Source organism: Enterococcus asini ATCC 700915 (genome assembly GCF_000407365.1).
Taxonomy (GTDB): domain Bacteria; phylum Bacillota; class Bacilli; order Lactobacillales; family Enterococcaceae; genus Enterococcus_C; species Enterococcus_C asini.
Genome location: NZ_ASVU01000002.1, coordinates 156,156 through 176,489 on the forward strand (window position 1 = coordinate 156,156; position 20,334 = coordinate 176,489).

The following is a 20,334-nucleotide window of genomic DNA, read 5'->3' on the forward strand; positions in this document are numbered from 1 at the left end:
AGTGTAGCACAAATGGCTTTTTTCAACTGTCTAGCTTAATTTTACAATCGGCGCATATAAATAACACCTTTTTATTTCGCTTCAATTTCCTTCATAAAATCGAGGACTTTTTCTTTGTTCTTTTCTCGGTTTTCTTGGGTAGCTGATGCATAGTCGTAGGACTGCGAAATATTCTTGTGTCCGACTTGTGATTTGATATAGATTGGGTCAGCCTCGGCCAATATCATCGCATCAATTTTCGCATGTCGGAAAGCATGAGAAGTAATTCTTGGGACTTCTGCTAGCCGACAAGTCTCGTCGATATACTCATTTATATAATCATTGGTGACAGGCCATGTATTCCGATCATTGACAAAGACCAGACCTCTTGGGTTTTTGAGCTTTCCAAGCAACATCCGCTCATTTTGGATAGCCTTGTATTTTCTTAATTCACGGAATAGAGAGACAGGAACATCAACGTCCCGAATACTGTACGGTGTCTTTGTTTTTCCGAGCCCGCGTTCTTCTTCTTGATACTGATAGGCACGACGTATGGCGATCGTTCCGTTTTCTTCATCGAGATCGTCCCAAAGCAGGGCGGCTATCTCTTGGTAGCGACAACCAGTGTATAGTTGCGTTAAAACAAAATACTTCCCAGTAGTATCTGGCCTTGCCAGCAAGACAGACCGGAACTTTTTTGTATTATCCCGGCTCATGGTCTTTTCTTTGTCATGGACCGCCTCATCACCAGCAATCGTCGCCCTCCGACATGGATTATTAGAGATTAGCCCCATATCCAAAGCTTCGAGAAAGACGGATTTCACGATATCGTGTCGGTTTTGGACGGTGACCTTTGATAGAGGACCGCCACGATGTCCACCTTCTGCGGCTAGCCAGTTGATAAATTTTTGATAGGATAGCTTATCAATTCCTCTCAAAGTCTGCTTGGTACCGAAGAATCGTTCGAGCGAAGAACGGGTAGTTGCATACTTGTTTAAAGTTACCTTTGATACCTTTCCTTTTTTGAAAGTCTCGACGTATTCATCGAAGAAATCCAGTAAGCTAATTTTGGCCTGAAGCTGTCCCTTGTTGGCTTTTGCCATAAAGTCAGTATATCGAGCGTTGACTGCTTTTCTGGTGTCGTCGGTAATCATTTTGTTTTTCCATACATTGGTAATAGGGTCCTTGTACCGGAATCGGATTTGCCATTTTCCGTTTTCTAGTTTCTTTGGTTCAGCCATGTTGAATCATCCTTTCTGATTAATAAAGCCGAAATCAGATTTTTGTTAAATATTAGGTTATAAAATAGGGGATAGGGGATTATTTTGTTGATTTGCCCCCTAAAAATGCGCGCGTATGTTCGATTTGCAGTTAAAAAGAAAAGGCCGAAGCCTAGTCTTTTTTTCTTTTTCGAGATGCTCTGTCGAGTATTTCGAGGTTGTTCCTAATATGGTTTCCAATAACCATTCGGTCGTGTTCAGAAGGAAACTCGCCCTTGTAGTTACTTGCACTATCTAAAGCTTCCTCAATTAATTTATCAGCCTTAAATCTCTCGAACTCACTTAAATTTTCGTATACTTTTCCAGTCCAATACAAAGAGAGGACCTCCTTATAATTTATGAAAGGGCAAAGAGTTACTTAACCGGGAAATCTGCTCTTCCAAATTCTTTGCTAAAACTTTCTGCTATTAATGTAACTGGTGTTTCTGTGTCCGTAAGTTCATAAGCTACTGAACTTGCCACTGTACCACCGGGTTTAATTTCCGCAGATTGGGAATCTAAATGGTTGTTATCTGGTAAAGAAGCAACGTTTAATTCGTTAACCATGTTTGGATCGTTGTCTTGAACAGCTTTAAAATTAGAAATCCATGCTGTATTTGGACTAATCTTTGTAGAACCATCGAAATCAGGAGAGACCAGTGTGTCGAACCAAAATGCAATTACAGGAGCTTCGCCATACTCATTTCCGGTTTCCCCAGGTTGAATCACTTTGTGGTCGGTAATTCTAACTGAATAGGCGTTTCCTTTCAACATGGTTCCATCAAAAGTAGCATCTGCTGCGGTTGGTACGAAATCTCCTGAAACCTCTGCTTTAGATTCCTGTGTTGATGATTCTGCTGCTGATGAACTTATGCTGCTAGATTCCTCGGTTTTAGTTGAGCTGTTTGAACTAGATTTGTCTGGAGTACCGCTATCCCCACAACCAGATAAGCCAAAAGATACCGCCAAAATTAACCCTAATCCCACAATCTTTTTCATCTGTTTCCCTCCAAATAACTAGTTTTGCTCCCACTTAATGGCAGGTAGTCTGTCGCCAAGTTACCATTTTTAAATTAGTGATTTATAAACAGACATCGTTCCATCTTTACGGAACCATATTGTATGTTTATCCTCGGTGATTACACCATCGTACTTTCTGGCATACCACTTAACGGCAGTGCGAAACGTCTTTTCTGTGACTGATAAATGCTCGGCGCATTCCCAAATTGTTTGGCAGCCGTTGTCAAAACAATCAATGATGTCATAGGGCGTGACGAGCATTAACGCACCCACATCTCTTGCTCGGCGCTCCTGCTTGCATTTTTCAAGGCTATCCTGATCTACAATGTCTCCAACGGACGTGAGATAGTGCCCGATTTCTTCGGCTACTGTGCAAGTTAGCTCTTCCGGCGTTTGGTCAGGATTGAGATAGACGACATCTTTTACTATCAATCCTTTTTGCACCTTAGGCATTATAGGTTCAAATTTGTATTCCAGTTCCGGATAAAGAGCCATGAGTTTTTCTGCATCGTCCATTTGATATCACCAGCTTTAATAATGTTTTCAGCTTATAAATCATGTAAAATAATTTTTTCACACGATTGAAGCTGAGTAATAGGGCTTGCAAACAAAAATTCTGTCGCTCGTGTTTTACGATTTGCTGAGTAAACTAACTCATACTCATATGAGTGTTGAACAGAATGATAGAGGTCCGAAATTTGTGGTGCTTTGTCATAAGTTAGGATCCAGAAATAATCATCCATACCAAGTATTTCATTTCTCATGTTTTCATGTTGCTCGTGATTGAAAAATGAGAGATAGAGGGATTGACCTTGTTGGTAATATGGTGGGTCAAAGAATGTAAATAGTTGTTCTCGTGGATAGTTTTCTTTTAGGATAGGAACTAAATCTGCTGCATCAAGATTATATAGTTGAACCCGATTTCTATACTCGGCAATCTTTTTAATTTTCTTGATAGAGGTTTCTTTCGTAAACCTACAATCGATGAGGTAGCTTCCTTGTTGAGTTTGACCACCGATTGGCCCACCGGAAATAATGCCACTCACATTTGTGCGATTTAGAAAGAATGTCGCAAAAGCACCTTGAATAGACTCTGGATCTTGTCCAACAGTAGCATATATTTCTTTTTGTTTGTGCCATTCATCAAGCGTGATTGGTGTGTTGATAATCATTTGAATGAACTCATCTGTATGGTTCAGACAAGCATTCCAAAATGAATAGATAGCCGGATCATAATCATTTACAATTGCAGACTCAATATGGCCACCAAGCAATAATTCCCATGTTACTCCTGATCCACCTGCGAACGGTTCGCAATAAATAGGATCCTCAATACCATTGTGTTCGATAGTAGATTTTACAAATTTCCATAGTTGGCTTTTCCCACCTGGATATCTAAGCGGGGATTTTGTTTGTGGCATATTTATCACCTCGAGTCCAAGTTAGTGTTAGTATCAAATCTTAGACATCTTTTCGTAGAGACAGAAATAAATTAAACTTATCTACGAGAGGATGGATTTTATGACCCGATATGAAGAAAATTTTAAACAGATGATTGTTGAACTAAATCAAACTGGACGTTCTGTTCGAGGGTTGGCGAAAGAATATGGCTTAGCTGAAGCGACGATTTATAAGTGGAAGAATTTATACTTACCTGATCCGTCCACAGGACTAACCGGAAAAGAAGCGGCTGATTTGAGAAAAGAAAATGCTCGTTTGAAAGAGGAACTTGAAATATTAAAAAAAGCCGCAGCCATATTCTCTCGAAAGACCTGAAGTCACTTGTCCGATTCATTGAAAAATGGTGTAAGGATTACACTGTTTCTTTGTTGTGTCGGTTATTAGAAATTCCTAGGAGCGTCTACTATTTTTATAAAAATAAATCGTTAACAGCTACAGAAGTCAGAAATAACCAATTGAAAAAGAAGATTTCAACGATCTTTTTTGATCATAAACAGAGATATGGTGCAACAAAAATCCATCAAGTGTTGCTAAAAGAAGGAATTTCAGTATCTCTTAAGCATGTTCAAAAATTGATGAAACAATTAAATCTAAGGTCAATTGTGGTTAAGAAATACAGACCTCAACGGTCTGTTCAGCCGGTTGTTTTAAAAGAGAACATCTTAAATCAGGACTTTTCTACTAAAACTATCTGTGAAAAATGGGTAGCTGATATCACCTACATTCCAACTAAGAAAAATGGTTGGTGTTACTTATCTTCAATTATGGATTTACACACGAAAAAGATTATTAGCTATACATTTTCTAAGCGAATGACTGTCGATTGTGTGTTACAAACACTCAATCAAGCGAAACAACGGTACCACATTCCAGAAGGAATGATTCTACACACCGATTTAGGTAGTCAATATACAGCAATCGAAGTGGAAAGTTGGCTTGAAAACAATAAAATAAGACATTCCTATAGTCGCAAAGGAACACCCTATGATAATGCAGGAATTGAGTCCTTCCATGCATCATTGAAAAAAGAAGAAGTATACACGACGACTTACTCAGACTTCGAAGAAGCGAATCGAGCACTATTTAGTTACATTGAAGGATTTTATAACCGGAATCGAATTCACAGCTCGATTCACTATCTAACCCCTCAGGAGTTTGAAGAGTTAGCAAAAGAAAAAATGGCGTAACCGTCTCTACTAAAATGTGTCCAAGATATTGACTCAAATCCAATGCAAAAATTGGTAAAAAATCTCGACAAAGCAATTGCTGCTATGTTGACTTGTTTTGGGTATAGCAATCAGCCGTCACCCGCCAGCGAGTACTGGACGCAGCCAGGCCTTTACGAGCTCTTAGTTGATGATACATGGTACGGAGATATCCATCTAAAAAACAAGTCGACATGGAAAATGGGGAAAGGGTCTAACATCTGGATTGACGAGGTAGTGATGGATGGTAAAATTCCACGAGGTCGCACAATGATGGGTAAGTCAAAACGTTATGTCACGTTAAATAAAAAGTATGTAAAAAAAATCGGTTAAAACAAAGTTTAGCAGATCAAAAAGCCCGGAATCCCCTAGCTGAGGTCCCGAGCTTTTTTAATGGGCAACTATCTGAAATAGCATATCACTTGCAAAAATTGTTTTTTTTTGTTTATATATTATGCGGAACAACGTATTTCACAAAAAAGTAGCCGGTCTCAGAAAACTTGGGGAAGATTCTTTGGGAGAAAACCGGCTACTTTTCGTGTACATAGAGCCAATAAATTAATGAAGGCTCACAAGTAGAGTACCACTGAAAAAACGAGAGCGCAATTCATTTCGAGAAAAGTTTCAGAACAACAATGATGACAATAATCATTCCCAAAAAAAATAACGAGTACAATAGTATGGTCAAAATGGTATCTAGTATTTTTCTCATTGGTATCACCTCGGCATCATTATAACACATGAATATTTAGCTAAAATAACTGAAACGATAAAGAATATACATAATATAGGCTGCCCGCATTATTTCCCTCGAAAATATTGTAACATCGATATTTGCAAATAATTTTTGCGTTTTTATTGCTTGTAGTTTATTTCTATGCTATGATTTATTTGAAGTTAGATTGTAATTCTTTGAATAGCGCGAAATTATATTATGCGAATAATATATAATCAGTAAGCTGCCTGTGTGGTAGTCGCCTCAAAGTTGTCTACTTCATTGATATAGAATTTAAAGATCCTAGCGAAAGCTAAGGTCTTTTTTGGGTCACGTGCTCACACTTGCATAGTATTTTTTATGGTATCGGTTACTGATTTTTTAAACACAACTTTTTTATAATATGTAAGTATACATTAAAATTTAATTATAAATAAACAACGATATTGAAAAATAATAGATAAAACTCTATTATATAAGAGTTGCTATGTCGCTTTGGATTTGAGTCAATATCTTGGACACATTTTAGTAGAGACGGTTACGCCATTTTTTCTTTTGCTAACTCTTCAAACTCCTGAGGGGTTAGATAGTGAATCGAGCTGTGAATTCGATTCCGGTTATAAAATCCTTCAATGTAACTAAATAGTGCTCGATTCGCTTCTTCGAAGTCTGAGTAAGTCGTCGTGTATACTTCTTCTTTTTTCAATGATGCATGGAAGGACTCAATTCCTGCATTATCATAGGGTGTTCCTTTGCGACTATAGGAATGTCTTATTTTATTGTTTTCAAGCCAACTTTCCACTTCGATTGCTGTATATTGACTACCTAAATCGGTGTGTAGAATCATTCCTTCTGGAATGTGGTACCGTTGTTTCGCTTGATTGAGTGTTTGTAACACACAATCGACAGTCATTCGCTTAGAAAATGTATAGCTAATAATCTTTTTCGTGTGTAAATCCATAATTGAAGATAAGTAACACCAACCATTTTTCTTAGTTGGAATGTAGGTGATATCAGCTACCCATTTTTCACAGATAGTTTTAGTAGAAAAGTCCTGATTTAAGATGTTCTCTTTTAAAACAACCGGCTGAACAGACCGTTGAGGTCTGTATTTCTTAACCACAATTGACCTTAGATTTAATTGTTTCATCAATTTTTGAACATGCTTAAGAGATACTGAAATTCCTTCTTTTAGCAACACTTGATGGATTTTTGTTGCACCATATCTCTGTTTATGATCAAAAAAGATCGTTGAAATCTTCTTTTTCAATTGGTTATTTCTGACTTCTGTAGCTGTTAACGATTTATTTTTATAAAAATAGTAGACGCTCCTAGGAATTTCTAATAACCGACACAACAAAGAAACAGTGTAATCCTTACACCATTTTTCAATGAATCGGACAAGTGACTTCAGGTCTTTCGAGAGAATATGGCTGCGGCTTTTTTTAATATTTCAAGTTCCTCTTTCAAACGAGCATTTTCTTTTCTCAAATCAGCCGCTTCTTTTCCGGTTAGTCCTGTGGACGGATCAGGTAAGTATAAATTCTTCCACTTATAAATCGTCGCTTCAGCTAAGCCATATTCTTTCGCCAACCCTCGAACAGAACGTCCAGTTTGATTTAGTTCAACAATCATCTGTTTAAAATTTTCTTCATATCGGGTCATAAAATCCATCCTCTCGTAGATAAGTTTAATTTATTTCTGTCTCTACGAAAAGATGTCTAAGATTTGATACTAACACTACTTTTATATTATATATGTAAGGAGAAAATTGAATAATGAAAAAGAAAAAATATGTAATCGGAACACTCATCGTTGTACTAACATTTATTGGTTTATCTGGTAAAAATTATGCAGATAGCATTTTAAAATGGGGTGGGGAAGATCATATTTCTACCATCAATAGTAACTTAGACAAGTTGAGTAACTCACTATCAGTCAAGGAACAGAAAATCGCACAATTAACCAATGAATCAACTAGTACACAGAACCAATTAAATCAGGTTCAAAAAGATATTGACGGTTATCGGCAACAGTTAGAGAATTTAAAAAATGAAAATAATCAACTAGCTGGAGAAAAAACTAGTTTAGAATCTCAATTAAATAGTAAAAATGGAGAGTTACAATCTAAACAGCAAGAAATTGCGGACAAATTGAAAGAAATTGATCAAAAAAATCAAGAGATCAATCAGAAAAATCAAGAATGGAATTCTAAACTGCAAGAAGCATTAAATCAAGCGAATGATCTGCGAAATACCATTAATTCACTAAATAACCAAATCAACACATTAAACAGTGAAAAGAATTCTTTACAAGCAGAGCTCGATTCTACTAAACAGCAGTTAGCAAATGCAACTAAAGAAAATTCTGATTTAAAAGCGTATATTGATAAATTAAACAAAGCTCACCAAGATGTAAAAGACATAGCGAACAAGTCCCAACAATTAGTCGACCAACATAAATAAATTAAAAAAGATCTTAGCCTACCTACGCTAAGATCTTTTCTATTGCACATGTAAGCGTTACATTGTATAATAAAACCAATCCAAGAAAATCTTTATTTTCTGCAAGGAGCATTCGAGTAATCGGGAGCTCTTTTTGTGTTAAAATAGTATAATTCTTGTTGCTGAAACCGTTTTATGCTAAACTGACATTCAGAAACTATCCATTTCTACTCCCTTTTAGGGAGGGCAGGCACCCTGGCGATAGGTGCCTGTTTTTTTATTGCGTTGAAACCTAAAAATGATAAACTACTAATTAGAGAGTAGTCCACTCTCGCTTTCTTTTGCCCACTCTTTATCCTACTAGAGAGTGGGTATTTATATTCTCATCATTTCAAACTCCATCATAATCTTCGTCATGCCTACCACTGCATATTTCTTCACTACAAACTGTTTCCTACTATTGTAATCTCCAGCTACTACTATCTTACTACCTTCGGCTACGTCAGCCAGAAAGGAGAGAGAGTGGGTAGCAATCAGGCAGCTAACCTCATCTACCTTAAAATAGACGAGAGGGCGCTCTGACATCTTAATTATTTTAACCTTACTAACAATACCTCTGATAGTCTCCATGTTAATCCTCCAATTCTGACCATTTGGCCACGGACTCAAACTCGACATTGCGAATCTCTGACAGCTTAATTTTCTCGCCTCCGACATAGATCGTACTCTCGTCATAACCTTGTATCATTCCGCAAACATCCGGGAGGTAGCTATTTGCTACAACTATATCCAACTGCACAGCAATCCGCTTGTTTTTAATCGCGGCCTCAGACAGCACGGCGCCGATTTCCTCCTCGGTCAGCTTTTCTTTTGGCTTGATTACGATAGCAGCTTGCTTACGTTGCTTGGCAATCGTCGCGGTATGTTCGCTCAAGAAAAAGCCGTTCCACTTTAATTTCTTCCGGTCATGATAGGGATGTAGTTCGCTCATATCATTCACCTCGTTAAAATTATACAAACATACGTTCGTAAAAATCAAGCGAACAGAATGTAAAGTTAGGAGGCGAGGACATCTAAGTAGGACGCCGAACGGAAAAGCAACATAATAATAGAAGAAATCAAAATCATGATTGATAAAATGTAAAGGTATTTTAGATATTTCATGGTGTACCTCCTTTTAAGAGAAGGTACGCAAGAGGTGCACAAAAAAACACGATTAAGAAATGAGTAACATAAAATAATCGAGGTTTAGTGTGGGAATATGAATTTTTGGGTAGTTTTTGGGTAGTTAGACAAAAAGAAAAGCCCTAAACCCTTATATACCAAGGATTTAGAGCTTGTTATTGAAGCGGGTGACGAGAATCGAACTCGCGACGGAAGCTTGGGAAGCTTCTGTGTTAACAGCATGGCTCTCAAATCCTTGCTCTATCAGTATTTTTACTATACCAATACTGGCTAGTTTAGATAATAGTTTAGGTTCATAAAGACAAAAAAGGTGTGGGGTATATAGGAAAAGAATGAAGCTAAATTAATAAGTCCCTTTTCACAGTTATAAAAATAATCAAGTTTTATATTGTTACTAGCTGAATATTTAACATCTGATGATATAGTCCCTCTACTGAAGCACTATTGATATAACAAGTGCTTCATTATTATTCTCAAATGTTTAAAATTTGAAATATCAATCCTTACTGTAAATAGCTTCATGTGTGAAAGAAAACGATAAAATTTTGATAATCAAAAATAATCCGCTTAAATAACGTGACTTCGTTGTTGATTGTTGGTGTCCCCATTTGGCTACATCACAATAAAGATTTCTTTTGAAATTCTACTTGGTGGCGAATTACTTCGGAAATCAAAAAAATTCATTCAATTATTTTATAAACTCATTTTAATGAGCTAATACTATCTATCTGTGTATTATGTAAAAGAACAATAGCGCATAAGCAAATGATTTTACTTATTTATCTCTAATATAATACAATTAATTCAGTACCTACCGATTGGTACAGAAAAATGGAGGGTTTGTATGAATAAGTATGAAAATATTATCGTTGGCTTTGGTAAGGGAGGAAAAACACTCGCAAAAACATTAACAGCTAAAGGTCAATCCGTATTAGTAATCGAAAAATCTAAGAGAATGTATGGTGGAACTTGTATTAATATTGGCTGTATCCCATCCAAGTCATTAATTTTAAATGGTGAAAAAAAAATGAGCTTCAGCACTGCTATAGAACATAAAGAGAAATTGATTGGTATGCTGAGAAATAAGAATTATCATATGATCTCAGATGAAGCAACGGGAGAAGTGTTAGATGGAACTGCTAAGTTTGTTGCTGATCACATTCTGGAAGTGACTTTGCCCGATGGTTCAATAAAACAAGTTGAAGGTGAAAGAATCTTTATTAACACTGGAGCTGTTCCAGTCATTCCTCCAATAGTAGGATTGAGGGAAAGTACTTATTTGCTAGACTCTACTAGTGCAATGGATCAGGAGAAGTTGCCAGACAATCTTGTTATCATAGGTGCTGGATATATTGGGTTAGAATTTGCCTCTATGTTTAACAGCTATGGTAGTAAGGTGACTGTGTTGGATGCTAGTACTGATTTTATTTCTAGAGAAGACGATGATGTTTCAGAATTGATCTATAATGATTTAGTTGAGGCTGGTATTGAATTCCATTTAGGTGTTTCTATTGATAAAGTGAAAGATCATGCGGATTTTGCCGAAGTAACTTATACCGAAAACGGCGAGAAGAAAATCGTCAAAGCAAACAAAGTTCTAGCAGCTACAGGGAGGAAGCCAAATACATCGGAGCTAGGTTTAGAAAATACAAGTATTCAGGTAACTGATCGCGGTGCTATAGTAGTTGATGATTTTTTAAGAACCACTGCTGACGATGTTTGGGCTATTGGAGATGTTAAAGGTGGATTACAATTTACTTATATTTCTTTGGACGATTATCGCATTATTTTAAGTCAATTGTTTGGGGAAGAAGAACGAAAAGTTTCAGACAGAGTAGTTGTTCCTTATAGTGTATTTATTACACCGCCATTGTCTAACGTTGGGTTAACAGAAAAAGAAGCCCAAAAAAGGAATATCGACTATAAAATATTTAAGTTAATGGCTGCTGGAGTACCTAAAGCACAAGTACTTGAAGATGCGAGAGGTGTTTTTAAAATTTTAGTAGATCCTAAAACTGAACAGATATTAGGGGCAACTATTTATGCAGAGGAATCTCATGAAGTAATTAATTTGATTGCCTTAGCTATTAAGGCTAACCTCCCATATACAATGCTACGTGATACTATTTACACACACCCAACTATGAGCGAATCTTTAAATGACGTATTAAAATAGGAATAAAGAAAGAGAGGTTCTCAATTCAAAATTTGAAGTGATTTATAGCAATCTTGACAATAATATCCTCAGTTGCTAGACTTGCCATACTTTAAACAAAAGAGGAGAACACTATTTTGGGAACGAAGGAAAAGATAATTTCGGCGGCACGCAATTTAATTTATAAAAAAGGTTATAACAATACTTCTATTCGGGATATTTTAGCAGCAGCGGATGCAGGTAAGGGACAATTGTATTACTATTTTGATTCTAAAAAAAGTATTGGTATAGAAGTAATCCGTGAAAACGTTAAGTCTTGGCAAAATGAGCTGTTCGATGATATATTGGCTCCCAGTTTAAATCCTCAACATGATTTTGAAGCAATGTTGGATTGGGTTTATTCATTTCATAAAGATCAGAATCGTTATTATGGATGTCCAATGGGAAATTTAATTGTCGAATTATCACTGGAGGATGAGGACTTTCGTGATTTACTAAATGATTTTATGAATGAGTGGATTATTTCTTTAGCTAAAAATTTACTTTCTTTTAGTTCGTTGAGTTTTGAGGAATCTCAAATTGAAGCGAGATCAATTATTGCTCAGATTCAAGGAGGTATTGTATTATTAAAGGTCACACAAGATCTGTCAGTGTTAGATGAAACAATTAAATCATTAAAGAAAAGGTATTTGGTTGTGACAAATTGAGATAGGAAGTGCGGTCCTGAACCAAAATGAGGAATTAATCTGAATCTTGTGTAGAATAGAGTTATCATGTCAAAAGTCGTGTAGGAAGTATCTGGCCTACTCTAATTACAACTAAATCTTCCAGAAAGTTATTTTGAGGAGTCTACCGAGAATGATTTTGGGATTGTACTTTTTAGACGCTTGCGCCAAAGGTGTTCGTCACAGTCTCTTTTTCCGTTCAACCGAAGAATAAGGAGAGCAGATTAGTGTGCTCTCCTCACTTTTTTATTTCTGATTCCCTAACAAAACAATCTTATCTGCCTTATAATACATCGGGTGCCCAGGTCTACTTGGTTGTAAGTTCTCAAATCGACATTTGACACTCTCGCGCTTCATAATCTCATCATTGTCAATCGGATGGTCTAAGGTATTGACGGTGACTTGCGTTGCTTTTTTACGGAATTGTCCCTCTAGGATAGTCACCGAATATTTGTACCCGATAATCTCATCGGTATAGAAGTTTCTTGGTTGGTTTTCGCGATCTAGAATGACCTGTCCGTTTTCATCGGTTCGAGTTTCAGTCGCAAATTTCGGAGTGACCTCATCTAGTTCAAAGGTTGGGCCAATGGCTCCGAAATCAAAATCATTAATACTTAACATTTTTGGCATCGTATATTCTTCCTTTCTTTGCTATACTTGCTTTAGAAAATTTTTTAACAGAGCGTTCGTTCACTTATTGGGAAGTGACGGACGCTTTTTTGGTGCGTTCTTGAATAAGTGGAATCAAATCGGGACGTTGTTGCTCACTGACGTATTGAATCATGCGATCAGAAAGTTCGGGTGTCCATTCATAATTGGGACGAATCTCTAACAAACTTGGGTCAATCCCGACACCCTCATGATGCAAGAAAAAGAGTGCCTGAGTTAATGCCATGGGTCCACCGTATTCATACCAGTTCAAGGAACGGTCAAAGCTACTCACTTGATATTGCCGGGTGATAGTGGGAACTAGACTTGGTTTTAGGTAGTCCTGCCACCAACGACAGACCTGCTTTAAGGAGCCGTCGGTGTAAAAGGTAAGTTCCGTTTGTAGAAATCCTCGAATTAAGTTTGCGATATATTGATCTTGCGGTAAAAAAGCAATGGTTCGAAAGAGACTATCTGCCACGTCATTTCGTGTTTCGACTTCCAACCGAATTTGGGGAGCCCGAGCCAGAATTTCCTCTTGTTTCACTCCATCAAAATCTTTGGCCATTTCTTTGGCTTTGTCGTAGGCACGAAACATACAAGCCGATCCTCGAACGCCGATACTAACCGTTTTTGCCCGTTGTTTGGCATCAAACTCGCTGTCATGGAGTTGATAGCTTCGTCCTTTTGAAAGGAATCGCTTCCGTTTCAACTTATTGTGGAGTTGTTCTACCGTGAAGTAGGGCACTTCATTGTAATCATCTAAGGCTAAATCTAGCCGCTTGATTTCAAAGGTGAAGGCGGTTTGACTAGCATACTCGTAAAAACGGGTGGCGAGTTCTTGAAAGACATTCGCCTTGGGGTTATACGAAAGCAAAATCCATTCATAGGTGGTACAGGCTTGCCCGCTTAAGACAAGGGTTCCGCGTTCTTTGGCCTTTTCTGGCTGATGATAGGTGTAGTATTTGAGAAAACCACAGGTGTACACAGTATCGTATTCTTCATGTTTTAAACTGCCTGCTTGAATCGAGACGGATTCTAAACTGATTTTTAATAAGTCTTGAAAGACCGTCTGATAACTGACTTGATGCAAGACGGCTTGAAACCAGTCTACTTTTCCTAGCACATTCTGGGTACTTTTGGTCATTTGGTCACCTCCTTTAAAATTTGCGCTTGTTCGCAAATTATTTTTGTTGTGAAAAAGCTTGGTAGTATCGGCTTTTTTTGCATTTTTCCGGTAGTTATTAGCCATTATTTTTCTCTTTATAAGGTGCTATTAGAAAGGCACCTTATCCTAAGCCGGTATCTGGTGTTCGCAAAAGACCTGTGCGTTCCACGCGTCCGTAAGCCTCGCCTGCCGATTGGCTTTCAGCCATCGCAGACGAGGCAACGGCTGCGGCAACCACCCCAACCCGACACCGGTTCCTTTCCTTGGCCCCACACCTTTGTTTAGTTTTGATAGGTTAATAACCATCTTCTCACCGCCTGAATGCTGTATAAAACCATACCTGAGTCCAATCGAATTTCTGGACAGCCCTGAAGAACCCATTCTTTCAATGTATTAACACTCACATCAAAATGCGCCGCACAATATTTTTGTTTGACGATATCCTGCTGGGTCTGTGTTTCTTCCAAGCGGGTTTCTAACAGGGCAAAGAATTGATTGGTCTGATCTTTTTGCCAATCCAGGAGCGCTTGTTCCAATACCGACATTCTTTTCACCTCCTTACATTTTCTTTTTAAAACTAAAAGAACTATAAATAAATAAAATAGTATCTTTTCGTACACTCTACCGCGATCTAAAATAGATGTCAAGTATATTTTAAAAGTTTACTTGAAATACTATTTAGTTTATTTTTTACTTGAATTTTTTAGAGAAAGCGCTTATGATAGACCCGAGGTGAGGAAAATGATAGAAAACTTTGGCGGCAATGTCGCTCGTTTACGAAAAGAAATGGGACTTTCCCAAACGGAATTAGCAGAAAAGATTGGTGTACAAAAACAAACCATCTCCAATATCGAACGGGGAATTCGCTACCCGACCTTTGAGAGCTTAGAAAAATTTGCGACGGTCTTTCATGCGACACCGATTCAACTCTTTGGTTCACCAAAAGAGATTGCGGTCTCTGAAACAACGGTTATTCTTGATCGCATCGACGAGTACGATCAAAAAGTTCAAAACTTGTTTACTTTGGCGAAAATTTTGAATAGCCATACAGTGAAAGAAATAGACGAGGTAGCAGAGAAACTCGCCTTTATCCAACGTTTCTTTACCCCACAAATGCGTTTGGATGAAGACGGCAATCCAATTTTGGATCGTCATGGGAAACCAGAGATGAAACCAGTCTTCTTTGACAACCTCCCGTTTGAAGAAATCGAGAAAACTGCAAAAGACTTAGCCTTCATTCAAGAAGCACAACAGAACAAGTAACGAAAGTTCATTCCTTTCCTATGTGCCCCACACATGAGAAGGAGAAAAAAATGCCAACATACACACAATATCAAAAAAGCAATGGAGCAAATTTATGGCGAGTGACGGGATATCTTGGAGTAAATCCCGAGACAAAGAAGCAAGTTAACATTAATAAAGGAGGCTTTCTCACTCAGAAAGCTGCTAAAGCTTATTATCGTCAAGTTTCGTATGACATTTTAAAAAATGGGTTTCAAAATCACAAAGATGCAACATTTAAGGAAATCTATGAACTATGGTTAGAGACGTACGAGCTTACCGTGAAAGAGTCAAGTTTTGTAAAACTTAAGCAAAAATTTGACACTCATATTTTGCCAACTTTTGGAGAGAAAGAAATCAAAAAAATACGAGTATCCGATATTCAAAAATTTGCCAATACCATGAGAGAAAAGAATACTCAATTTAAAGAGTATGTTTCAAACGTCTCTCGGATTTTTGATTTTGCTATTAAGCAAGGTTATGTATCCGAAAATCCAGCAAAAAAAATTGTCATGCCAAGAAAGAAAAAGAACCTTCAAGAAAAGGAAATAAACTTTTATACTAAAGACGAGCTTAAAAAGTTATTGGAATATGCAAAAAATAACGAACCTTTTCAAATCTATACATTCTTTTTCTTGCTTGCGAATACAGGTTGTAGACAAGGTGAGATTTTGGGTTTGCAATGGGATTGCATCAATTTTGATGAAAAAGTACTTACCATAAAACAGACTTTGACTCGTGGGAAAAACAGAAGGCAATATCTTGAGGAACCAAAAACTAAGAAGTCTAGAAGAAAAATCCCGTTAACCGATGAGACAATTTCTATCTTGAAAAAGTGGCGTCTGATTCAGAAAGAGGAGTGTCTAAAATTAGGTGTCAATATCTTTGATGGGAAACAGTTTGTCTTTTGTGATGAAAAAGGCGAACCCATCCAACTGTCACATCCAAGACTTTGGTTACACAGAATCTCAAAGCATGCTGGAATTCCTAAACTAAGTCCTCACGCACTCCGACACACTTTTGCAACAATTCTAATTGGACAAGGTATTAATTTTAAAACCGTTTCAGAGCTGCTAGGGCACTCCAGTGTTTCAATGACGTTAGATACCTACGCAGGAGTTTATCAAGAAGAGAAAATAGACTCGATTAATCTCTTAGCGAACGCTCTAAGCTAAATAGTTTAGAGTCTAGAAATAAAAAAAGGATTCAATCGTCTCAATCCCTGCTATACAAGCATTCGCTGAGATGACTGAATCCAAAAAGTAGTTTAGATAATAGTTTAGACGGGCTTGATAATTGCTGATACCCAATGATATCAACAAATCAAGACAAAAAGAAAAAACCTTGATACATCAAGGTTTTTAGACTAAGCGGGTGACGAGAATCGAACTCGCGACGGAAGCTTGGGAAGCTTCTGTTTTACCACTAAACTACACCCGCATGTTTGTTATTATAAATCTGTTTTTTTGAGAATGCAAGAGGAAATTCCAGTTTTTTTCATCGACCAATCAGGCTTTTCCTTAAGACTGACTTAGCATATACTAAAGGGGAGGAACTTGTCAATTAAAATGAAGGTGGGCGACCTATATGAAACGTTATTTGGTACTTGCTGGAGCGATACTAGGGATTTTGCTACCCCTTGTTTTGCACACAAATGGCACAATCACTGCTTCATTGATGTTTTTGATTTTAGGTGGGGTCATTACGCTTGTGGGGCTGCTTATCTTTTGGGGCAAGCAATATTATTTAGTTGCGGGCATACCCCCACATTCTAGTAGCTATTCGGAGATTGAAAAGCAAAAAGGGCGTGTGCTAGGTGGGGTGACGATTGGCTTGGGCTTACTAGCGCTATTAGTAGGGCTGGTAACGCATTGAAATGTTTTTTTCAGTGAAATTCTTTGTAGGTAGAAATCGTCAAAAAGGATAGAAAATATTTTTGAAAAAAGGCTAGCTTTTTTGGAAATAATTTGGCATAATACAGCTTGTCGGATAACTGACATGAAATGTTAGTTTGTCTGATTGCCCTTTTTTATGAGTAAATATGGTACTCCCACCGTATTTATTAATAAGTCAATTCTGCTTCTAGCCTTTGTTGGCGACAAATGATTTTCCCCAAAAATCTTGAAGTATGAATGACAACTCCCCCAAGCCACCTTTCGGATTCTCCCATCTGAAGGTGGCATTTTTTATAAAAAAAAAGCGTGGCTTGTGAGGGAACTGACCCCGTAACCTGAGACAAAATAAAAAAGCACCTCTTGTTGAATTCTAGTTAAAATGAATTTAACAAGGAGGTGTTTTTTCAATGGGAACCAGAGTTGCTTATCCGATTCAGATTAAAGAAATGGCGATACAGATGAAACAAGAGGATATTTCTGTAAAAAAGATCATGGAAGAGTTAGGAATCAAAAATAAGACACAAATCGAAACATGGTGGCGTTGGTATCGGAATGGGGAGAATCACCGGCTTGCTCAGCCAGTTGGAAAACAATATTCTTATGGAAAAGGTCCAGAAGAGCTGTCCACTGAAGTACAACTTAAAAATGAAAACAAATTTTTAAAAATGCAAATTGAGGTTCTAAAAAAGTACAACGAGTTGGAAAGGAGGTGGAACCAGAAGTATTTGTAACATTAGTCAAAGAAATGCGTGGAAAACTAACCATTACTGAATTGTGCCGACTTTTTGGCATTTCGCGTGCTTCTTACTACCGCTGGATTCAGCGAAAAGACTTAGGAAAATTGACTGCCCTTGAAGAATCTGTCCGCCATCTCTGCTTCTTGCATAAGTTTCGATATGGGTATCGGAAGATCACTGCATTGATTAATCAGAAATACAAAGTTAATAAAAATACAGTTCAAAAGATTATGCAAAAATATCATTGGAATTGTCGAGTGAAAATGAAGAAATGCAGTAAAGTTGGACAACCCTATAGGGTTGTTGAGAACAAACTAAATAGACAATTTTCTTCAGAAGCACCCTTAAAAAAATTGGTTACAGATATTACTTATCTTCCTTTTGGTCAAAAACAATTGTATTTATCTTCTATCATGGACTTATATAATGGGGAAATTGTCGCCTATACTATCGGTGAAAAACAAGATACAGCCTTTGTGCTAGATACACTGAATCAGCTGCCTGAAACAGCCGATTGTCTCTTGCACAGTGATCAAGGATCTGTTTATACTTCTTTTGACTATCAGAATAAAATAAAAACAAAGGGCATTACCATGAGTATGTCCCGTAAAGGAACCCCCTCAGATAATGCCTGCATCGAATCGTTTCATGCCTCACTAAAGTCTGAAACGTTCTACTTAGATGGACTCACAAATGAGCCTACTTCTATTGTAATCGAAACGGTAAAGGAATACATTACTTATTACAACGAAGATCGAATTCAACAAAAACTAGGCTACCAATCACCGATAGATTATCGGAAATCAGCAGCCTAGGAAAATGCTTTTTTATGTTTGTCTCAGTATTTTAGGTTAGTTCCTGAGTGCAAGCCACGCTTTTTCGTTTTACTGATTTGTTAAGGGGGCCAGGTCCACCTGTGGATAGGAAGAGAAGAACTGGGCGAGTTTTTGCCGGATTTTTGGTAGATGCCCAGCTTCGTCGTTTTCAATCTGTAAGACTAAAAGTGGTTCGTGTAAGCTCATGCGTAGTAAAAACCAGCCAAAACCATCAGGAGCCCCTAATGAAATCCGGATGCCTTCTTCATTTTCCGGGTTGATCTGCCAACCGGGGATGGTCGTTACATAGTCTGAGAAGTCATTGATTATTTGTGTTCCCAGAGCGTGGGGTTGATTGCTTTGTAATTTTAGACGCAGTTCCAAAACATCGGCGGGTTGTCCCAAATCGGCAATCAAATCATCTAAGGATTGCCCGTTTTTTTGGAGGCTAGGCAATAGACTTAAAATCTTAGCCACAACATACGCCCCGTCGTCTAAAAAGTAATTTTCCCGGAAAGCCGCATGGCCACTCGTTTCAATGGCTAAGGGACAGTCGATTCCCGCTTTGTTTAAGTCAAGGGCTTTGTTAATCACGTTGCGATAGCCGGAAATGTAGCGCACTTGGCGACCACCCAGTGATTCGATAAAGGTCTTTAAGTGATCGGAGGTAGGGGAGTTTGTGACGATGGAAGCACCGGGAGACTCCTCCAATAAGATCCGACTTAAAACCGCAATTAAATTATTGCGATTTAAAATTTTGCCTGACTTGGTGATGATTCCAGAGCGATCCACATCCGTATCGAAAATAATCCCCAGATCTGCTTGATGAGTCAGCACGGCTTGCTGGATGCTTTCGCTCGCTTTTTGATTGTCAGGATTCGGAATATGATTGGGGAAATAGCCATCCGGTTCTAAAAACTGTGAGCCGGTAGTATCCGCTCCTAAAGGTTGTAAAACTTGTGAGGCAAAGAAGCCCCCGGCACCATTGCCGGCATCCACAAGAATTTTCAGACCTTTAAGAGGTTGCTGTTGGTTCGAGATTTCCGGAGCTAAGCCGTCACGAATTTTTTGAACCAAGAAGTCACTGTAAGAGGGTAATAAATCGGCTTGCTGGCTCTTGCCGCCTATCTCTGGTGTTAGAGGAGTGGGATGAGTCAAAATATACTCGATATCACTTTTTTCAGCGCCGCCACTTTTGGCGAAAATTTTTACACCGTTGTAATAATAAGGCAAGTGGCTAGCCGTAAGCATCAAGGCAAAATCACAAGCAAATTCAGGGAATTGGGTAGCCATAAACATGGCAGGGGTCGTGGCCAGACCAAAGTCGATCACGGTGATTTCTTGGGTGACAAATACCTTTGTCAAAGTAGCAGCTAAGGTGGGGCCGGTTATGCGGCTATCCCGACCGATACCTACCACTAAAGGTCCGGTTTTTTGCTCACGAAACCAATGGACCAATCCCCAGGCGATGTTTTCCATAGCCTCTGGGGTGAGGTTGGCTTTGTGTTCGTCTGTAGTTAAGGCAATGCCCCGGATATCGGAGCCATTTTTCAAATCTAAGAGGTCGCTCATGCGGCTAGTCATCCTTTCTTTTGGAACCCTTTACAGCTAGTATACCAAAAACGAACGAACTTTAAAGTAT

Annotated in this window: 21 protein-coding genes and 1 tRNA gene; 9 read left to right on the top strand and 13 right to left on the bottom strand. The window is 38.1% G+C overall.

Annotated features, from left to right (window positions below):
* Positions 1-71 precede the first annotated feature (71 nt).
* The 5 genes from I579_RS10650 to I579_RS10670 all read right to left on the bottom strand — a co-directional run bounded on the left by I579_RS10650 (position 72) and on the right by I579_RS10670 (position 3,679).
* Positions 72-1,220: a tyrosine-type recombinase/integrase gene (locus I579_RS10650; protein ID WP_010753413.1), complete on the bottom strand. Its 1,149-nt coding sequence runs from the start codon at positions 1,218-1,220 to the stop codon at positions 72-74.
* A 151-nt stretch (positions 1,221-1,371) separates the two neighbouring features.
* Positions 1,372-1,575: a hypothetical protein gene (locus I579_RS12935; protein ID WP_016249786.1), complete on the bottom strand. Its 204-nt coding sequence runs from the start codon at positions 1,573-1,575 to the stop codon at positions 1,372-1,374.
* A gap of 38 nt (positions 1,576-1,613) precedes the next feature.
* Positions 1,614-2,237: a DUF5067 domain-containing protein gene (locus I579_RS10660; RefSeq protein WP_010753414.1), complete on the bottom strand. Its 624-nt coding sequence runs from the start codon at positions 2,235-2,237 to the stop codon at positions 1,614-1,616.
* A 69-nt stretch (positions 2,238-2,306) separates the two neighbouring features.
* Positions 2,307-2,774 carry an ImmA/IrrE family metallo-endopeptidase gene (locus tag I579_RS10665; RefSeq protein WP_010753415.1) on the bottom strand — a complete coding sequence of 156 codons (468 nt, stop codon included), beginning with the start codon at positions 2,772-2,774 and terminating at the stop codon, positions 2,307-2,309.
* 32 nt (positions 2,775-2,806) lie between these two features.
* Complete coding sequence (locus I579_RS10670; RefSeq protein ID WP_010753416.1) at positions 2,807-3,679, bottom strand: DNA adenine methylase; 873 nt, start codon at positions 3,677-3,679, stop codon at positions 2,807-2,809.
* A 100-nt stretch (positions 3,680-3,779) separates the two neighbouring features.
* Here I579_RS10670 and I579_RS10680 point away from each other — a divergent pair.
* Both I579_RS10680 and I579_RS10685 read left to right on the top strand, forming a co-directional pair.
* Positions 3,780-4,906 (top strand): IS3 family transposase gene (locus tag I579_RS10680; RefSeq protein ID WP_155854775.1). Its coding sequence is split into 2 segments (ribosomal slippage): positions 3,780-4,008 and positions 4,008-4,906, totalling 1,128 coding nucleotides; the frame shifts between segments, so codons are not numbered across the junction.
* A 42-nt stretch (positions 4,907-4,948) separates the two neighbouring features.
* The gene (locus I579_RS10685; protein ID WP_010753417.1) at positions 4,949-5,257 is read left to right on the top strand and encodes a hypothetical protein; all 309 of its coding nucleotides are present in this window, start codon (positions 4,949-4,951) and stop codon (positions 5,255-5,257) included.
* Positions 5,258-6,177: 920 nt separating this feature from the next.
* Here the strand turns inward: I579_RS10685 and I579_RS10690 are convergent.
* Positions 6,178-7,304 (bottom strand): IS3 family transposase gene (locus tag I579_RS10690; RefSeq protein ID WP_155854775.1). Its coding sequence is split into 2 segments (ribosomal slippage): positions 6,178-7,076 and positions 7,076-7,304, totalling 1,128 coding nucleotides; the frame shifts between segments, so codons are not numbered across the junction.
* 113 nt (positions 7,305-7,417) lie between these two features.
* Here I579_RS10690 and I579_RS10700 point away from each other — a divergent pair.
* Complete coding sequence (locus I579_RS10700; protein WP_010753418.1) at positions 7,418-8,104, top strand: hypothetical protein; 687 nt, start codon at positions 7,418-7,420, stop codon at positions 8,102-8,104.
* Positions 8,105-8,458: 354 nt separating this feature from the next.
* Here I579_RS10700 and I579_RS10705 read toward each other — a convergent pair whose 3' ends face one another.
* Complete coding sequence (locus I579_RS10705) at positions 8,459-8,713, bottom strand: hypothetical protein (RefSeq protein WP_010753419.1); 255 nt, start codon at positions 8,711-8,713, stop codon at positions 8,459-8,461.
* Position 8,714: 1 nt separating this feature from the next.
* The gene (locus tag I579_RS10710; RefSeq protein WP_010753420.1) at positions 8,715-9,074 is read right to left on the bottom strand and encodes a hypothetical protein; all 360 of its coding nucleotides are present in this window, start codon (positions 9,072-9,074) and stop codon (positions 8,715-8,717) included.
* Positions 9,075-10,112: 1,038 nt separating this feature from the next.
* On the opposite strand from I579_RS10710, the gene I579_RS10715 reads away from it, so the two are divergent.
* Both I579_RS10715 and I579_RS10720 read left to right on the top strand, forming a co-directional pair.
* A complete protein-coding gene (locus I579_RS10715) occupies positions 10,113-11,444 on the top strand; it encodes an FAD-dependent oxidoreductase (RefSeq protein WP_010753421.1) in 1,332 nt (443 codons plus the stop codon).
* A 116-nt stretch (positions 11,445-11,560) separates the two neighbouring features.
* Positions 11,561-12,130 carry a TetR/AcrR family transcriptional regulator gene (locus I579_RS10720; RefSeq protein WP_010753422.1) on the top strand — a complete coding sequence of 190 codons (570 nt, stop codon included), beginning with the start codon at positions 11,561-11,563 and terminating at the stop codon, positions 12,128-12,130.
* 264 nt (positions 12,131-12,394) lie between these two features.
* Here the strand turns inward: I579_RS10720 and I579_RS10725 are convergent, their stop codons facing one another.
* The 3 genes from I579_RS10725 to I579_RS10740 form a co-directional block, all read right to left on the bottom strand.
* Positions 12,395-12,778: a hypothetical protein gene (locus tag I579_RS10725; RefSeq protein WP_010753423.1), complete on the bottom strand. Its 384-nt coding sequence runs from the start codon at positions 12,776-12,778 to the stop codon at positions 12,395-12,397.
* A gap of 64 nt (positions 12,779-12,842) precedes the next feature.
* On the bottom strand, positions 12,843-13,943 hold the full coding sequence (locus tag I579_RS10730; protein ID WP_010753424.1) for a replication initiation factor domain-containing protein: 1,101 nt from the start codon (positions 13,941-13,943) through the stop codon (positions 12,843-12,845).
* A gap of 302 nt (positions 13,944-14,245) precedes the next feature.
* Positions 14,246-14,509 (bottom strand): hypothetical protein, encoded by a 264-nt coding sequence (locus I579_RS10740; protein ID WP_010753425.1) that lies wholly within the window; start codon positions 14,507-14,509, stop codon positions 14,246-14,248.
* A gap of 196 nt (positions 14,510-14,705) precedes the next feature.
* On the opposite strand from I579_RS10740, the gene I579_RS10745 reads away from it, so the two are divergent.
* Positions 14,706-15,227, top strand: coding sequence for a helix-turn-helix domain-containing protein (locus I579_RS10745; RefSeq protein WP_010753426.1), 522 nt, complete (start codon positions 14,706-14,708; stop codon positions 15,225-15,227).
* A gap of 50 nt (positions 15,228-15,277) precedes the next feature.
* Positions 15,278-16,420, top strand: a complete 1,143-nt coding sequence (locus tag I579_RS10750; RefSeq protein ID WP_010753427.1) for a tyrosine-type recombinase/integrase — start codon at positions 15,278-15,280, stop codon at positions 16,418-16,420.
* Positions 16,421-16,614: 194 nt separating this feature from the next.
* Here the strand turns inward: I579_RS10750 and I579_RS10755 are convergent.
* Positions 16,615-16,685: transfer RNA gene (locus I579_RS10755), tRNA-Gly, on the bottom strand.
* A 147-nt stretch (positions 16,686-16,832) separates the two neighbouring features.
* Between I579_RS10755 and I579_RS10760 the strand changes: the two genes are divergently transcribed.
* Both I579_RS10760 and I579_RS10770 read left to right on the top strand, forming a co-directional pair.
* Complete coding sequence (locus I579_RS10760) at positions 16,833-17,120, top strand: hypothetical protein (RefSeq protein WP_010753428.1); 288 nt, start codon at positions 16,833-16,835, stop codon at positions 17,118-17,120.
* A gap of 427 nt (positions 17,121-17,547) precedes the next feature.
* A protein-coding gene (locus I579_RS10770) for an IS3 family transposase (RefSeq protein ID WP_143139854.1) occupies positions 17,548-18,692 on the top strand; the annotation gives its coding sequence in 2 pieces (ribosomal slippage) (positions 17,548-17,821 and positions 17,821-18,692; 1,146 coding nt in all).
* Between the two features lie 69 nt (positions 18,693-18,761).
* Here the strand turns inward: I579_RS10770 and I579_RS10775 are convergent.
* Positions 18,762-20,264 carry a phosphohexomutase domain-containing protein gene (locus tag I579_RS10775; RefSeq protein ID WP_010753431.1) on the bottom strand — a complete coding sequence of 501 codons (1,503 nt, stop codon included), beginning with the start codon at positions 20,262-20,264 and terminating at the stop codon, positions 18,762-18,764.
* Between the last annotated feature and the right edge of the window lie 70 nt (positions 20,265-20,334).

Bases quoted from the DNA above. Each gene is read 5' to 3' on its own strand.
- I579_RS10665 (WP_010753415.1), bottom strand. From the start codon at position 2,774: ATGGACGATGCAGAAAAACTCATGGCTCTTTATCCGGAACTGGAATAC.
- I579_RS10725 (WP_010753423.1), bottom strand. From the start codon at position 12,778: ATGCCAAAAATGTTAAGTATTAATGATTTTGATTTCGGAGCCATTGGC.
- I579_RS10660 (WP_010753414.1), bottom strand. From the start codon at position 2,237: ATGAAAAAGATTGTGGGATTAGGGTTAATTTTGGCGGTATCTTTTGGC.
- I579_RS10685 (WP_010753417.1), top strand. From the start codon at position 4,949: ATGCAAAAATTGGTAAAAAATCTCGACAAAGCAATTGCTGCTATGTTG.
- I579_RS10700 (WP_010753418.1), top strand. From the start codon at position 7,418: ATGAAAAAGAAAAAATATGTAATCGGAACACTCATCGTTGTACTAACA.
- I579_RS10730 (WP_010753424.1), bottom strand. From the start codon at position 13,943: ATGACCAAAAGTACCCAGAATGTGCTAGGAAAAGTAGACTGGTTTCAA.
- I579_RS10760 (WP_010753428.1), top strand. From the start codon at position 16,833: ATGAAACGTTATTTGGTACTTGCTGGAGCGATACTAGGGATTTTGCTA.
- I579_RS10705 (WP_010753419.1), bottom strand. From the start codon at position 8,713: ATGGAGACTATCAGAGGTATTGTTAGTAAGGTTAAAATAATTAAGATG.
- I579_RS10670 (WP_010753416.1), bottom strand. From the start codon at position 3,679: ATGCCACAAACAAAATCCCCGCTTAGATATCCAGGTGGGAAAAGCCAA.
- I579_RS10740 (WP_010753425.1), bottom strand. From the start codon at position 14,509: ATGTCGGTATTGGAACAAGCGCTCCTGGATTGGCAAAAAGATCAGACC.
- I579_RS10745 (WP_010753426.1), top strand. From the start codon at position 14,706: ATGATAGAAAACTTTGGCGGCAATGTCGCTCGTTTACGAAAAGAAATG.
- I579_RS10650 (WP_010753413.1), bottom strand. From the start codon at position 1,220: ATGGCTGAACCAAAGAAACTAGAAAACGGAAAATGGCAAATCCGATTC.
- I579_RS10775 (WP_010753431.1), bottom strand. From the start codon at position 20,264: ATGAGCGACCTCTTAGATTTGAAAAATGGCTCCGATATCCGGGGCATT.
- I579_RS10750 (WP_010753427.1), top strand. From the start codon at position 15,278: ATGCCAACATACACACAATATCAAAAAAGCAATGGAGCAAATTTATGG.
- I579_RS10710 (WP_010753420.1), bottom strand. From the start codon at position 9,074: ATGAGCGAACTACATCCCTATCATGACCGGAAGAAATTAAAGTGGAAC.
- I579_RS10715 (WP_010753421.1), top strand. From the start codon at position 10,113: ATGAATAAGTATGAAAATATTATCGTTGGCTTTGGTAAGGGAGGAAAA.